Source organism: Salinimicrobium sp. TH3, assembly GCF_026676115.1.
GTDB lineage: Bacteria > Bacteroidota > Bacteroidia > Flavobacteriales > Flavobacteriaceae > Salinimicrobium.
Genome location: NZ_JAPONB010000002.1, coordinates 157,064 through 171,335, shown reverse-complemented (window position 1 = coordinate 171,335; position 14,272 = coordinate 157,064). Strand labels below are relative to the sequence as shown.

The following is a 14,272-nucleotide window of genomic DNA, read 5'->3' as shown; positions in this document are numbered from 1 at the left end:
CAATAAAATTAGAAGAATGAAGATCATTTCATATAACGTTAATGGAATAAGGGCTGCTATTAAAAAAGGATTTATAGACTGGCTCGAAAAGACCGATGCCGATGTAGTTTGCCTTCAGGAAATTAAAGCTACTCCCGAACAATTTGACCATGAACCCTTTGAAGATCTGGGATATAAATACAATTCCTGGTTTCCGGCTGTAAAGAAAGGATACAGCGGGGTGGCTATACTTAGCAAAGAAGAACCAAAGAATGTTGTCTTTGGAACCGGGATCGATTATATGGATTTTGAAGGCCGTAATGTAAGAGTGGATTTCGATGATTTGTCAGTAATGAGCTTGTACTTACCTTCGGGCACCAATATTGCCCGTCTTGAACATAAGCTCCAGTACATGGCCGATTTTCAGAAGTATGTTGATGAGTTAAAACAGGAGATTCCGCATTTAGTAATATGTGGAGATTATAATATTTGTCATGAAGAAATAGATATTCACGATCCCGTAAGATTAAAAAACACTTCAGGGTTTTTACCTGTAGAAAGGGAATGGATTGGGGATTTTATTAAAAGTGGATTCGTAGATTCCTTCAGGCATTTTAATTCAGATCCCGGCCACTACTCATGGTGGAGCTACCGTGCCGGCGCCCGCGGAAACAATAAAGGATGGAGAATTGACTACAACATGGTAAGCGAGCCTTTAAAAGACCGCCTTGAGCGTGCGGTAATTTTGCCCGAGGCACAACATAGTGACCACTGTCCCGTTCTTCTCGAATTAACTTAGATCAAACCAAACCCTCTTTTTATGAAAAGACATCTTTTTTTAGCTTTTGTAAGTAGTTCACTTTTTCTTACCTCTTGTGTTTCCTCTAAAGTTTACAAGGACCTCGAGAGTCAACATGCCCAGTTGCAGGAAGAAAACCGCGAGTTGTCCCGGGAATTTGAGGATCTTCAAGAAAGAAACCGGCAAAATGAGGCCGATTTGACAGCCTTACAGGCAGAATATGCACAGGCCATAGCCGAAAGAGACCGTTTACAGCAGGAATATAACACCACGAAAACCAGTTATGAAAAGCTAAAGGCTTCATATGATGCCCTTGAAGCTAACAGTTCTTCTGCCCTTGCTGAAAATTCAAAGAGAAACCGCCAGCTTTTGGCAGAACTGGATGCAAAGGAACAAGCGCTGCTTGCTGAAAAGACCCGTCTTGAAAAACTACAGAAAGATCTTGCTGCACGGTCTAAGCGTGTGGATGAACTTGAGGGTGTGATTGCGGCAAAAGATGCAAAAATGAATGCCCTTAAAAATGCTATTTCCAAGGCTCTTGTAAATTTTGAAGGAAAAGGATTAACCGTTGAACAGAGGGATGGAAAAGTTTATGTTTCCATGGAAAACAAGCTTTTGTTTAGCTCTGGTAGTTGGGCAGTTGGCTCCGAAGGAAGAAGGGCAGTACAACAGCTGGCCTCTGTTCTTGCTCAAAATCCCGATATTGCTGTTCTTATAGAAGGCCATACAGATAATGTGCCTTATAATGGCAGCGGCCAGTTGACAGACAATTGGGATCTTTCCACTAAGCGTGCTACTGCAATAGTTCAATTGCTGCGTGAAAATGCGAATATCGATCCGCAGAACCTTACAGCTGCGGGAAGAGGTGAATATGCTCCGGTTGCTTCAAATGATACTGCCGAGGGGCGTGCTAAGAATCGAAGGATTGAAGTTATTTTAACTCCAAAACTGGATGAGATCGAAAAATTGCTGCAGGAGATGGAATAAATAATTTTGGAAAATATTGAAGAGGGGCCAAAAATTCATTTTTGGCTCCTTCTTTACTTAAAGGAGCTGCAGTTTCATGATCTTATCTGTTTGCAGATCCCTGCCCACCATGTAAGGATGTGAGCCGTTGTGTTGGAAATTATTCCTTAGATAGAAGTTGATCGCCCTGGTATTTTTCTCCCAGACTCCAAGCCATAGGTATCTCATTTTTCGTTGTACAGCCATTTCTATCACCTCATCGAGCATCTTTTGCCCAATCTGTTTATTCTGAAAAGCCTTTTTTACATAAATTCGCTCAAGTTCCATCGCGTCTTCCTTCCGGAAATCTGTTTGTGCATCTCCCAGGTTGATCTTGAAATAACCCACAGTCTCACCTTCAATTTTGCGAAGTAAAACTCTGAAAGCGGATTCAATAACTCCAGTCGTAGATTCTCTTCTCCAAAAGCAGAATTTAGATAGGCTTCGAGATCATCGGGATTATTGTCGGCACCAAAGGCATCGGTGAAGGTTTTCCTGCTTAATTCTTTGAGCTCCTGAAGTTCTTTTGGAGAAAGCTTTTCGAAAATGACATTTTTGGCAGACATTATTTCTAATTTTTAAAGGTCAGGATATGGCTGCTTTACCCAAATAGATAACTCACCACGTCTTCTATTTTTGAGACTTTCTGAATTTTGATCCCAAAATTATTCTTCGGGAACTTATTTTGAGCAGAAACCACTATGCTGCTAAAGCCTAATTTTTCTGCCTCCAAAATGCGCTGTTCCACCCGGGTGACCGGTCTAATTTCGCCGGCCAGACCAATTTCGGCTGCAAAACTAATGTCTTTAGGTACTGCAATGTCTTCGTTGGAGGAGAGTATTGCTGCCACTACGGCAAGATCAAGGGCAGGGTCATCTACAGAAATTCCACCGGTAATATTTAAAAATACATCTTTTGCGCCCAATCTAAACCCTGCTCTCTTCTCAAGAACGGCGAGCAGCATGTTGAGCCGTTTAGCATTGTAACCCGTAGCCGAACGCTGTGGAGTGCCATAAACCGCAGAACTTACCAGGGCCTGTACCTCGATCATGAGTGGCCGCATCCCTTCCAGGGTCGCAGCGATTGCTGTACCACTAAGGTCTTCTTCATTTTTTGATATAAGGATTTCTGAAGGATTACTCACCTCCCTAAGTCCGTTGCCCTGCATTTCATAAATTCCCAGTTCATTTGTGGAGCCAAAACGGTTCTTATGGGCTCTAAGAATCCTGTAGACATGATTTCGATCTCCTTCAAACTGAAGCACCGTGTCTACCATGTGTTCCAGGACTTTTGGACCCGCAATACTTCCTTCCTTCGTAATATGGCCTATAAGGATAACGGGAGTAGCAGTTTCTTTTGCAAACTTAATTAGCTCGGCTGTGCATTCTCTTATTTGTGAAATGCTCCCCGGTCCGCTTTCAATATAATCGGTTTGTAGGGTTTGAATGGAATCTATAATGACAATTTCGGGGGATAGTTTTTCTATTTGCTGAAAAATATTCTGGGTCTTCGTTTCAGTTAAAATAAAGCACTTATCTGAATTGGGATTAATTCTCTGTGCCCGCATCTTAATTTGTTGCTGGCTCTCCTCCCCTGAAACATAAAGGGTTCTATAGGCCAAATTAAGAGAAATTTGCAGTAGAAGGGTACTTTTTCCAATTCCCGGTTCCCCGCCGAGAAGGGTAAGGGAGCCAGGAACAATTCCGCCACCTAAAACCCGGTCGAGTTCAAGATTGTTTGTCTTAAGCCGCTCCTCTTTGGAAACTTCAATTTCTGATATTCTGAGTGGTTTTGATGTTTTGCGGAGGTCTGGAGCTGCCTCGCTGTTCCAGGGTTTTTTCTCGGTTTTTTGGATCACTTCTTCGACAAGTGTATTCCATTCACGGCAGGAATTGCACTGGCCTTGCCATTTGCTGTGCTGTGCACCACAATTTTGACAATAATACAGAGTCTTGGGTTTAGCCATTAGGGAGTTACTTCAATTGAACTGCTAATAACCGAAATCCTGTTTAATTAAGTCAGCTTTTTTGAGCATAAAATCAATGGTAACAAAGGCAACCTCTTCTTTGCCATAGGCACTCTGGTATGTTTTCATTGCTTTTTTTGGTCTTCCGTTTGCTTCGTAGGAACGGGCGAGATAGTAATCACCCAGTGCCATGTGTGGATACTGTTTTTGTGCAAGGTCACCAAGTCTTTCCAGATCATCCCATTTTTCCCGGTATTCCAGGGCCTTACCTACCGCCAGAAAATCGTTGATTCTAACCGGCTTTTCAATACCAAAATTGTTATTGATTACCTCGTATTTTTCTACCAGGTAATTAAAGGCAGATTTTTCCATTATTACCAGTTCATCATATTCCTTAAGACTTATAGGTTTATAGGATGAAAAAATATGTTCAAGGGCTCTGGGTAGTGCATTTCCAACAAGGGTGTAATGAGTGGCAGCATCAAAATCATCAAATTGATAATGGACATCCTGATTTTCAATAAGGGAAAGTTGTTGGTCCAGTGCTCTAATGTTCTTTTTGAGGTCGGGCACATCATTTGAACCGGTGGCGAGGTAAAACCATTTGGGAGCTTCGGCTGTTGAAAGTGCTTCAACCAGCCTGTTGCTCATTTCAGGAGCCAGATCTGGACTTAAATTAATATAGGCATGGAAAAGCGGATCGGGTTTAAAAAGGTAATAGTTGATGAAATTGGAGGTATAATCGTGACCTGCAATGGCAACGAATTTCGATGTTCGGTAGGTGTTGTCAATAAAGGGAAGTAATTCCATACCAAGAAATTCAAAGAACTGGGCTCCTTCTTTTTCCGGAAGAAAAGTTTTGGGATTATAAAGGCAATCATCATTCCTGCTGCGCACCTGGTTTACACCTACTACTATAGATTCGGGTATTTCATCCCAATAGGAATAATAATCTACATTCCCTGCCATGGGTTCAAAAAGATAGTCGCCGTCGAGAACAATGATCACCGGATATTTTTTGCCGGTATTTTGATCGTAATTCCTGGGTAGTTGAATCTTCAGTTCCCGTTGTTGTCGGAGTTTCGAAGAGTTAATCGTCTTGTAAATGGTTTGAGAAAAAGTTAACTGTACAGCTAAAAAAAAGAGGGTAAATAAGTATAATTTCTTCATATGCAATAGGTTTTTTTCCTAAAGCAATATAGATATTATTTCTTTTGATTGTAAATGGGGAGAATTAAGAAGGAAAGTCCCCCAAGGATTACTACCATCAAGGTTTGAGAGCCCCACATGATCCATCCAAATGCCTCACCTGCCTGTTGATTTATACCAAAAAGCAACAGTACGGCACCCATTGCAATGGGGTAGACGCCTATGCCACCATTAGTGGTGGTAATGGCAAATGTGCCAACTATAAAAGCAGCCATGAACCCTGCTATCGATAGGGAGTTCGTTTCGGGAATTGCAAATTTTATGAGGTAGAACATCAACAGGTACATAGCCCAGATAAAGAAGGTGTGGAGAACAAATTCTTTTTTCTTTTTCATCCTCACAATACTGCGCATACCTTCTAATAAACCCCTGGCAAAATCTTTTATTTTAACCATAAATGGATGACCCGATCGTCTTACCAGGTTGAGAAGGGTAACGCCCAAAATGACCAGGAGAAGGAAAATTCCAATGGAAACAAATGGATTGATGTCATTATCCTGAAAATAAGTGACCAGCCCTTCAGTTTGAATAAGAAATCCAAAAGTTGTAATGATTAGGACCATTGCAAGGTCGGCAATTCTTTCAGAAACTATGGTGCCAAAGGCCTTGTCGAACGGGATGTTTTCATATGTAGAAATTGTTGCACCCCTTAATACTTCACCAGATCTGGGTACCCCCAGGTTTGCAAGATACCCTCCCATTACGGCCATAAAGCTGTTGGCGAGACGGGGTTTGTATCCCAGTGGTTCCAGTAAATATTTCCAGCGATATGCCCGTGAAAGATGGGATAGTATTCCGCAAAAAACGCTTATAAAAACCCATTTTAGGTCGGCAAGAAGAATATTATTCCACAGTTCCTCGCGTTCGGCGGGAGTGGCACTGCTAAGTGAATACCAAATAAGAAAAACCCCCAACGACAGGGGGAGAAAAGTTTTGGAAAACTTTAAAAGCTTTTTCTTCAAGACTTAATTAAGGAGATTAGTTTCTTCGTTTGGGAAAACGAGGGATGGCTTAAAGTTTTTGGCTTCTTCAATATCCAAAATAGCATAAGTGATAAGAATCAAAATATCTCCTTTTGCCACTTTGCGTGCAGCAGCGCCATTAAGGGTGATTTCCCCGCTGTTTCTCGGCCCTGGGATAGCGTAAGTTTCAAGTCTTTCGCCATTGTTGTTGTTCACGATCTGCACTTTTTCACCTTCAATGATATTGGCCGCATCCATAAGATCTTCATCAATAGTAATACTGCCGATGTAGTTGAGATCTGCTCCGGTTACTTTTACGCGATGAATTTTTGATTTAACAACGTGGATTTGCATACTTTTAATTTAAAGCTATATTATCTATTAACCTTATATCCCCAGAATACGCGGCAATAAAGGCACGATACTTCTTACTTTTGTCTTCTTCCTGAATACTCACCAGGTCATCTGCATTGGCAATTTCAAAATATTCAAGGACCAGGGAGGGTTGTGATTTGAATTTTTCTGTCACCCAGGTACTTATCTCTTTTGCACTTTTTGTGCCAAATTCCTCCTTTACCTGTTGCAGGATTTCGTAAATGAAAGCAGCTGTTTGTCGCTCCTTCGGGCTCAACCTTTCATTGCGGGAGCTTCTTGCCAATCCACTGGTCTCCCTAAAAATTGGGCAGCCAATCACCTCGACATCCAAGCCATGTTTTTCCACCAGTTTTTTAATTATCTGTAACTGCTGGTAATCCTTTTCTCCAAAAAAGGCTTTATCGGGCTCAACCATTTCAAAAAGCCTTTTTACAATTGTGCCTACGCCGTTAAAATGCCCCTGGCGAAATCTCCCTTCCATTTGGTGTTCCAGCCCGTCAAAAGAAAACTCTTCCGAAGATACAGTGTCACCATACATCTCAGACGCAGGAGGGGAAAAGACAATAACTTCTTCACTTATTTTTTTTATTTGCTCTACATCCTCATCCAGGGTGCGTGGATATTTTTGAAGATCGTCCTGATTTTCAAACTGGGTGGGATTCACGAAAATACTTACTACTACTTTGTCACAGGTAGAAAGAGCTTGTTTGATTAGGGAAAGGTGGCCTTCGTGCAATGCACCCATTGTAGGGACAAAACCTATGCTCTTCTGGTCATTTTTGAGAGCTCTAACTTTCTTTTTTAGAGCTTCCTTCTCCTTTAAAATCTGCATCTTATTCCAAAATTAAGGGCCTGCAAACTTAATATAATACTGGCAATCTGCATAAAATTTTGTATTTTTGCTTGTTTTTATTTTACAACAGCATTTAAAGTGATCCTATGAAAGATAAGAGGATATTGTACGTATCATCTGAAGTTATTCCCTACTTACCCGAAACAGAAATTTCATCTATGTCTTTTGAAGCCCCCAGAATGGTTAATAACCAGGGTGGACAAATCCGCATTTTTATGCCGCGTTTTGGGAACATTAATGAAAGGAGGCATCAGCTTCATGAAGTTATAAGGCTATCTGGTATGAACCTGGTCATTAACGACCTGGATATGCCGCTTATAATAAAGGTTGCGTCAATTCCCAAGGAAAGGATGCAGGTTTATTTTATAGATAATGAGGATTATTTTAAAAGAAAAGCTACCCTTACAGATGAAGAGGGAAATCTTTTTCCCGATAATGATGAAAGAGCCATATTCTTTGCAAAAGGGGTAATCGAGACAGTAAAAAAACTCAACTGGTCACCAGATATTATTCATGTGAACGGGTGGTTGTCTTCTTTGCTGCCACTTTACCTTCGCAACTACTATGGCAATGAGCCCTTGTTTAATGAGGCGAAAATTGTGACTTCGGTATACAATCAGGACTTTGAAGGTGCGTTAGATAATCAAATGTACAAGAAAGTATTATTTGATGGTCTGGAAAATGAACAGGTTAAACACTTAAAGAAGCCAACCTACGTTAATATTATGAAAACAGCTGTAGATAATTCTGATGCTGTTGTGATTGCAGGAGATAATATTCCTGATGAACTAAAAAAATATTTAAGTAAACTTGATAAGCCAGTACTGGATTATAAGAACAGGGAAGAATTTGCCCAGGCTTATCAGGAATTCTATACCAACAAGGTGTTATCATAATTAGAAGAAATTTGATGAATTTAAAGAATACAATGTTGAGAATGGCAACAGTTGTAGCTGTTGTTATTTCGTTAATTGCTTGCGAAGACGATTTTGATACCGTAGGTAGCAGTGTTATTGGAGAGCCTGGGTTTAACGCCGATCTTTATGATGATGCATTGCTCTCTGCTCATTCTTATGATCTTCCCCCTGTACAAACCAATGGATTACCACTTAACCTTCTGGGAGTTTATGAGGATGAAGTATTTGGTGCTCAGGAAGCCAGTGTGCTGTCAAACGTGCTGCTTTCCACTTCCAACCCGTCTTTTGGAACAGAGCCGGTAATTGACAGTGTAGTCCTCGCAATTCCTTATTTTTCTCATGAAACTATGGTGGATGATGAAGTGACGTATGCTCTTGATTCTATTTACGGAAGTTCTCCTTTTAAACTTTCAGTTTATGAATCGGGGTATTTTTTGAACGACCTTGATCCTGAAGAAGATTTTGAGCAGTCGCAGAGATATTATTCTAATCTGGAGCCAAAGTTCATGAGTAATATTAATCCTGCACCACTTTACGAAAATGAAAGCTTTATCCCTTCGGCCAAAGAAAGGGTTGAATATACTGTAGATGAAGCAGGGGTGACAGATACTGTGAGAAAAGCACCTGCTTTAAGGTTGAAACTTGATAATACCTTTTTTCAGAATAGGATCCTGGACAAGGCTGGAAGTCCCGCTTTGCTTAATCAAAGCAGCTTCAGGAATTACTTTAGAGGAATTTATTTAAAGGCCGATCAGGTAAACAGCGGTGGCACAATGATGTTGCTTAACTTAGTTCAGGGAGATGCGGGAATAACCATTTATTATAAGACACGCGTTGTTGATGTAACCGATATTGACGAGGATGGTGATGTTGAGGACTTGGTTGAGATGAGAAGATCTTATGACCTTAATTTTGGCGGGGTGCGGGTCAATACTTTCGAACAGGAAGCTCCACAATTTGATGACGAAAATCTTTATTTAAAAGGAGGTGAAGGCGCTATGGCAATAATTGAATTATTTGCCGGGCCCGATGCCGATAATGATGGAGTTTCTGATGAACTGGAGTTTCTGCGTGAGAACAACTGGCTTATAAATGAAGCCAATCTCGAGTTTTTTGTGAACCGCAATGAGGTAGGTGATGTTGATGAAGCAGAGAGACTCTATTTGTATGACCTTGATAATAATACAATTTTGGCCGATTACATCCTGGATTCTCCCGGGCAGGCCAACAAAACAACTTCAATATCAAATAACGGGCATCTGCAGCCATTGTCCCGCGATGAAAACGGAAATGGAATAAGTTATAAAATAAGGATCACCAACCATATCGATAAACTTCTAAACCGGGATTCAACCAATGTGAAACTTGGATTGGTAGTAACACAAAATATCAATTTAATTTCTACATACAAGGTGCTTCCTGCAGTAAATCCTGAGGTAGAAAGGGTACCCGGTAGTGCTTTGATCACTCCGGAAGCAACCGTTCTTTACGGCCCAAATGCACAAGATGAGGACAAGCGCCTCAAGTTGAAAATTTATTATACAGAACCAAAGAGTTAGATTATGTGTGGAATAGTAGGGTATATAGGCCATAGAGAGGCTTACCCAATCGTGCTAAAAGGTCTTCAGAGGCTTGAGTACAGAGGATATGACAGTGCTGGTATTGCACTGTATGATGAGAAGGAGCTAAAGGTTAGCAAGACTAAAGGAAAAGTTGCCGATCTTAAGGCAAAGATGGAGAGCGAACTTGATGATACTTCGGGAACGTTGGGAATAGGTCACACCAGGTGGGCAACTCACGGGGTGCCAAATGATGTGAACTCGCACCCGCACCTGTCCAATTCAGGTAATCTTGTGATCATTCACAATGGGATTATTGAAAATTATGAGAGTCTTAAAAAAGAGTTGACCAAGCGTGGTTACAAATTTGAATCAGATACTGATACTGAGGTTCTTGTTAACCTTATTGAAGATGTTATAAAAAAGGAGGATGTTAAGCTTGGGAAAGCGGTACAGATCGCCCTTAATCAAACTGTGGGAGCCTACGCTATCGCTGTTTTTGATAAACGAAAACCAAACGAGATCGTAGTTGCGCGTTTGGGTAGCCCGCTCGCCATAGGTGTTGGAGAGGATGAGTATTTTATTGCTTCAGATGCTTCCCCGTTCATTGAATTTACAAACAATGCTATTTACTTGGAAGACGGCGAGATGGCAGTTGTAAGACGTACCAAAGGAGTAAAAGTTCGAAAGATAAAAGATGATACCCTTGTGGATCCTTACATCCAGGAGTTACAGTTAAACCTTGAGCAAATTGAGAAAAACCATTTTGATCATTTCATGCTTAAGGAGATCTATGAGCAGCCAAGTGCTATAAAAGATACATACCGCGGAAGGTTGAATGCCGAAGAAGGATTAATTCGCATGGCTGGAATCGATGACAACCTGGAGCGTTTTTTAAATGCTAAAAGGATAGTTATTGTTGCCTGCGGAACTTCATGGCATGCCGGACTCGTAGCCGAGTATATTTTTGAGGATCTTGCCCGAATTCCTGTGGAGGTGGAATACGCATCAGAATTCAGGTATAGAAATCCTATCATTTATCCAGATGATATTGTGATCGCTATTTCCCAAAGCGGGGAGACAGCCGATACTATGGCAGCCATCAAACTGGCCAAAGAAAAAGGAGCTTTTGTTTTTGGGGTTTGTAACGTAGTGGGATCTTCAATTTCTAGAGAGACTAATGCAGGTGCTTACACACATGCCGGTCCAGAAATTGGAGTAGCTTCAACTAAAGCTTTTACAACGCAAATTACCGTACTAACCCTTATTGCTCTCAAGCTGGCTAAAGCTAAAGGTACTATTTCCAATACAGATTTTCACATGCACCTGCAGGAGCTGGAAACAATTCCGCAGAAGATCGAAGTGGCATTAGAAGCAAATGAGCATATCAAAGAAGTTGCTTTCAAATACAAAGATGCCCGTAATTGCCTATACCTTGGTCGTGGTTTTAACTTCCCTGTTGCGCTGGAAGGAGCTTTAAAGCTTAAAGAGATCTCTTATATTCATGCTGAAGGTTATCCTGCTGCCGAAATGAAGCACGGACCTATTGCACTTATAGATGAAGAGATGCCTGTAGTGGTGATTGCTACCAGAAAAGGACATTATGAAAAGGTGGTAAGTAACATCCAGGAGATCAAATCCAGGCAGGGTAAGATCATAGGGATCGTGACCGAAGGTGATACAAGTGTTCGTGATCTTGCAGATTATGTAATAGAAGTGCCCGATACTATTGAGTCTCTTACCCCACTTTTGACCACTATACCTTTACAGTTGCTTTCTTACCACATCGCAGTTATGCTAGGTAAAAATGTAGACCAACCCAGGAATTTGGCTAAGTCTGTTACAGTGGAATAATATTCAGTGATCACTTTTTGAGGATCAATGAACCTAAATAAAAAAAGGATGCTTTTTCAAAAGCATCCTTTTTTTATTTAGCAGTCAAAAACCAGCGGTTTTCGTAAAAATAACCATTTGATCTGTATCCTGCTCACCCCTTTAATTTGAATGAACTTAAAGCTGGGGGATAACAAATGCGAAACCAGTAGAGAGATTAGAAGAGCAAAACTTTTCTTGAGGTTGGGAAAATAGAAATCCAGGACCCCATATATATTTAAAAATATGATCAGGAAAAGAATAGTCCGGAAAAAATATGTTTCAGCAATTTTTATCATGTCTGCATTTCCTGGTTTCTTGAAGCAGGACTTGTGAATTAAAAGTAGGCAAATTTCGGCCCATATTTCATATAAAAAGGCCAAAAAAGTTGTTTTGAATGAGTATTTTTTCGACCCGGAACTTAAGTAGCTGGCTTTAATAAAAAAGTTATTATTTCTCTTAGAGACTTTTAGACAAAAAAACTATCTTTGCAGCCTGAAAAAGGCAATGGCTTTTCGTCATTTTACAAAAGTTGTTACTGGTTCTTTTTTAGTTATTTATAAAAACACACAATATTAAAGGAATAGATAATGTCTAAAGTTACAGGTAAAGTTGCGCAGGTTATTGGTCCTGTGGTTGACGTAAAGTTCGACTCAGAGAATGCTGAATTGCCAAGAATCTTTGATTCTCTTGAGATTGCCAGGAAAGATGGATCCATTTTGGTCCTTGAGGTGCAGTCTCATATTGGTGAAGACACAGTAAGAACAGTTTCTATGGATTCTACCGATGGTTTGAGCCGTGGAGTAGAAGTTCTTGCGACTGGAGCTCCAATCCAGATGCCAATCGGGAAAGAAGTTTTTGGTCGTTTGTTCAATGTGATCGGGGATGCTATTGATGGTCTTGGGAACTTACCTAAGGCAAATGAAAAGGGTCTTCCAATTCACCGTGAAGCACCTAAATTTGAAGATCTGTCTGTTTCTACAGAAGTATTATTTACCGGGATCAAGGTAATTGACCTTATTGAGCCTTATGCAAAAGGAGGTAAAATTGGCCTTTTTGGAGGTGCAGGGGTTGGTAAGACTGTTTTGATCCAGGAATTAATTAACAACATTGCAAAAGGTCACGGTGGTCTTTCTGTATTCGCAGGAGTTGGGGAAAGAACACGTGAAGGAAATGACCTTTTGAGAGAGATGCTTGAGTCTGGTATTATTAAATACGGTGATGACTTTATGCACTCTATGGAAAATGGAGGTTGGGATCTTGAAAAAGTTGATAAAACAGCTTTACTTGACTCAAAGGCAACCTTTGTTTTTGGACAAATGAATGAGCCTCCCGGAGCACGTGCACGTGTTGCTCTTTCTGGACTTACCATTGCTGAATATTTTCGTGATGGTGCCGGGGAAGGACAGGGGAAAGACGTACTTTTCTTCGTAGATAATATCTTCCGTTTCACCCAGGCAGGTTCTGAGGTATCAGCACTTCTTGGGCGTATGCCATCTGCGGTAGGATATCAGCCTACACTTGCAACAGAGATGGGTGCGATGCAGGAGCGTATTACTTCTACCAAGAATGGATCTATTACATCTGTACAGGCGGTTTATGTACCTGCAGATGACTTGACAGACCCTGCGCCTGCTACAACCTTTGCCCACCTTGATGCAACAACTGTACTTTCAAGAAAGATTGCCGAGCTTGGTATTTATCCTGCAGTGGATCCATTAGATTCTACTTCCAGGATCCTTACAGCCGATATTCTTGGATCAGATCACTATGACTGTGCACAGAGAGTAAAAGAATTACTACAGAGATATAAAGAACTTCAGGATATTATCGCCATCCTTGGTATGGAAGAACTATCTGAAGAAGATAAACTTGCTGTATCGCGTGCAAGACGTGTTCAGCGTTTCCTTTCTCAGCCTTTCCACGTAGCCGAGCAGTTTACCGGTCTTAAAGGAGTGCTTGTAGATATTAAGGAAACCATCAAAGGATTTAATATGATCATGGATGGTGAACTTGATCACCTTCCCGAAGCTGCCTTTAACCTTAAAGGAACTATCGAAGAAGCTATCGAAGCCGGTGAGAAAATGTTAGCTGAGGCGTAATTAAACTGAAGCTTAAAAGAAGTTAATAAAATTCTCCCCTTTTTAAGGGGAGATGCCCTTAGGGCAGAGGGGTCAGATTTTCACTCCTCTTTCTAATAATAGCAATTATGTACTTAGAAATAGTTACTCCTGAAGCCGTTTTGCTTAGCGCAGAAGTTGATTCAGTAAGCGTACCCGGGGTTGAAGGGCAGTTCCAGATGTTGAACAATCACGCTCCCATCGTTTCGGTGCTTTCTAAAGGAGAAATTAAAGTCTTTACTCACTCTCATCCCGTGAATTCAGAAGATCTGTCAAAGAGTTTCACAAGAGATTCAGCCGACAGTAAGATCCTGGTTCTTTCTGTTGAAGGTGGGGTAGTTGAGATGAAAGACAATAAAGTCATTGTTCTGGCCGATTAAGCTGAACAAATTATAATAGAAAAACCTGTTGTGAAAGCAACAGGTTTTTTTGTTTTTAAAGGTACCCGGATATGCCGCTCCTCTGGACCTCTTTTCTCGGGTGAACCTTGTGTTCTAAAAACATGTAGCTCCTCCGGAGCTCATTAAGATATTGAGCTAAAGCTCATGGGGAGGAGATTCTTTCTTCCTCCGGCTAAAGCCGGAGGCAATCCATAGACTCATATTTAGGGAAAGGAATTAATAGCCATTCAGCCCGTGGTAAAAATAGATTAGAAA

14 protein-coding genes are annotated in these 14,272 nt (G+C 40.9%); 7 read left to right on the top strand and 7 right to left on the bottom strand.

Features of this window, described 5'->3' with window-relative positions; translation table 11 throughout:
* Positions 1–16: 16 nt before the first annotated feature.
* The gene (locus OU683_RS04015; protein ID WP_268135460.1) at positions 17–778 is read left to right on the top strand and encodes an exodeoxyribonuclease III; all 762 of its coding nucleotides are present in this window, start codon (positions 17–19) and stop codon (positions 776–778) included.
* A 21-nt stretch (positions 779–799) separates the two neighbouring features.
* Positions 800–1,765: an OmpA family protein gene (locus OU683_RS04010; RefSeq protein WP_268135458.1), complete on the top strand. Its 966-nt coding sequence runs from the start codon at positions 800–802 to the stop codon at positions 1,763–1,765.
* 57 nt (positions 1,766–1,822) lie between these two features.
* On the opposite strand, the gene OU683_RS04005 is transcribed toward OU683_RS04010, so the two are convergent.
* The 7 genes from OU683_RS04005 to panC are packed head-to-tail and all read right to left on the bottom strand — an operon-like array spanning position 1,823 to position 7,127.
* Positions 1,823–2,146 (bottom strand): GNAT family N-acetyltransferase, encoded by a 324-nt coding sequence (locus tag OU683_RS04005; protein ID WP_491731099.1) that lies wholly within the window; start codon positions 2,144–2,146, stop codon positions 1,823–1,825.
* On the bottom strand, positions 2,047–2,349 hold the full coding sequence (locus OU683_RS04000) for a hypothetical protein (RefSeq protein ID WP_268135454.1): 303 nt from the start codon (positions 2,347–2,349) through the stop codon (positions 2,047–2,049). The genes OU683_RS04005 and OU683_RS04000 overlap by 100 nt, the downstream gene beginning before the upstream one ends.
* Before the next feature lie 35 nt (positions 2,350–2,384).
* Positions 2,385–3,749: a DNA repair protein RadA gene (gene radA / locus OU683_RS03995; protein WP_268135452.1), complete on the bottom strand. Its 1,365-nt coding sequence runs from the start codon at positions 3,747–3,749 to the stop codon at positions 2,385–2,387.
* A gap of 24 nt (positions 3,750–3,773) precedes the next feature.
* Positions 3,774–4,919 carry an alpha/beta hydrolase gene (locus tag OU683_RS03990; RefSeq protein WP_268135450.1) on the bottom strand — a complete coding sequence of 382 codons (1,146 nt, stop codon included), beginning with the start codon at positions 4,917–4,919 and terminating at the stop codon, positions 3,774–3,776.
* A 35-nt stretch (positions 4,920–4,954) separates the two neighbouring features.
* Positions 4,955–5,920: a lysylphosphatidylglycerol synthase transmembrane domain-containing protein gene (locus OU683_RS03985; RefSeq protein ID WP_268135448.1), complete on the bottom strand. Its 966-nt coding sequence runs from the start codon at positions 5,918–5,920 to the stop codon at positions 4,955–4,957.
* 3 nt (positions 5,921–5,923) lie between these two features.
* The gene (gene panD / locus OU683_RS03980) at positions 5,924–6,274 is read right to left on the bottom strand and encodes an aspartate 1-decarboxylase (protein ID WP_268135446.1); all 351 of its coding nucleotides are present in this window, start codon (positions 6,272–6,274) and stop codon (positions 5,924–5,926) included.
* A 4-nt stretch (positions 6,275–6,278) separates the two neighbouring features.
* Positions 6,279–7,127: a pantoate--beta-alanine ligase gene (gene panC, locus OU683_RS03975; protein ID WP_268135444.1), complete on the bottom strand. Its 849-nt coding sequence runs from the start codon at positions 7,125–7,127 to the stop codon at positions 6,279–6,281.
* 107 nt (positions 7,128–7,234) lie between these two features.
* Between panC and OU683_RS03970 the strand changes: the two genes are divergently transcribed.
* The 5 genes from OU683_RS03970 (at position 7,235) to OU683_RS03950 (ending at position 13,996) form a co-directional block, all read left to right on the top strand.
* Positions 7,235–8,044 carry a glycogen/starch synthase gene (locus tag OU683_RS03970; protein ID WP_268135441.1) on the top strand — a complete coding sequence of 270 codons (810 nt, stop codon included), beginning with the start codon at positions 7,235–7,237 and terminating at the stop codon, positions 8,042–8,044.
* Between the two features lie 41 nt (positions 8,045–8,085).
* Entirely contained in the window at positions 8,086–9,624 is a 1,539-nt protein-coding gene (gene bamH, locus OU683_RS03965) for a BamH family beta-barrel-assembly machinery protein (protein WP_268135439.1), read from the top strand.
* A gap of 3 nt (positions 9,625–9,627) precedes the next feature.
* A complete protein-coding gene (gene glmS / locus OU683_RS03960; protein WP_268135437.1) occupies positions 9,628–11,478 on the top strand; it encodes a glutamine--fructose-6-phosphate transaminase (isomerizing) in 1,851 nt (616 codons plus the stop codon).
* 608 nt (positions 11,479–12,086) lie between these two features.
* On the top strand, positions 12,087–13,598 hold the full coding sequence (gene atpD, locus OU683_RS03955) for a F0F1 ATP synthase subunit beta (protein ID WP_268135435.1): 1,512 nt from the start codon (positions 12,087–12,089) through the stop codon (positions 13,596–13,598).
* Between the two features lie 107 nt (positions 13,599–13,705).
* Entirely contained in the window at positions 13,706–13,996 is a 291-nt protein-coding gene (locus tag OU683_RS03950) for a FoF1 ATP synthase subunit delta/epsilon (protein ID WP_268135432.1), read from the top strand.
* Positions 13,997–14,272 lie beyond the last annotated feature (276 nt).

Bases quoted from the DNA above. Each gene is read 5' to 3' on its own strand.
- OU683_RS04015 (WP_268135460.1), top strand. From the start codon at position 17: ATGAAGATCATTTCATATAACGTTAATGGAATAAGGGCTGCTATTAAA.
- OU683_RS04010 (WP_268135458.1), top strand. From the start codon at position 800: ATGAAAAGACATCTTTTTTTAGCTTTTGTAAGTAGTTCACTTTTTCTT.
- OU683_RS04000 (WP_268135454.1), bottom strand. From the start codon at position 2,349: ATGTCTGCCAAAAATGTCATTTTCGAAAAGCTTTCTCCAAAAGAACTT.
- radA (WP_268135452.1), bottom strand. From the start codon at position 3,749: ATGGCTAAACCCAAGACTCTGTATTATTGTCAAAATTGTGGTGCACAG.
- OU683_RS03990 (WP_268135450.1), bottom strand. From the start codon at position 4,919: ATGAAGAAATTATACTTATTTACCCTCTTTTTTTTAGCTGTACAGTTA.
- panD (WP_268135446.1), bottom strand. From the start codon at position 6,274: ATGCAAATCCACGTTGTTAAATCAAAAATTCATCGCGTAAAAGTAACC.
- panC (WP_268135444.1), bottom strand. From the start codon at position 7,127: ATGCAGATTTTAAAGGAGAAGGAAGCTCTAAAAAAGAAAGTTAGAGCT.
- OU683_RS03970 (WP_268135441.1), top strand. From the start codon at position 7,235: ATGAAAGATAAGAGGATATTGTACGTATCATCTGAAGTTATTCCCTAC.
- bamH (WP_268135439.1), top strand. From the start codon at position 8,086: ATGGCAACAGTTGTAGCTGTTGTTATTTCGTTAATTGCTTGCGAAGAC.
- glmS (WP_268135437.1), top strand. From the start codon at position 9,628: ATGTGTGGAATAGTAGGGTATATAGGCCATAGAGAGGCTTACCCAATC.
- atpD (WP_268135435.1), top strand. From the start codon at position 12,087: ATGTCTAAAGTTACAGGTAAAGTTGCGCAGGTTATTGGTCCTGTGGTT.
- OU683_RS03950 (WP_268135432.1), top strand. From the start codon at position 13,706: ATGTACTTAGAAATAGTTACTCCTGAAGCCGTTTTGCTTAGCGCAGAA.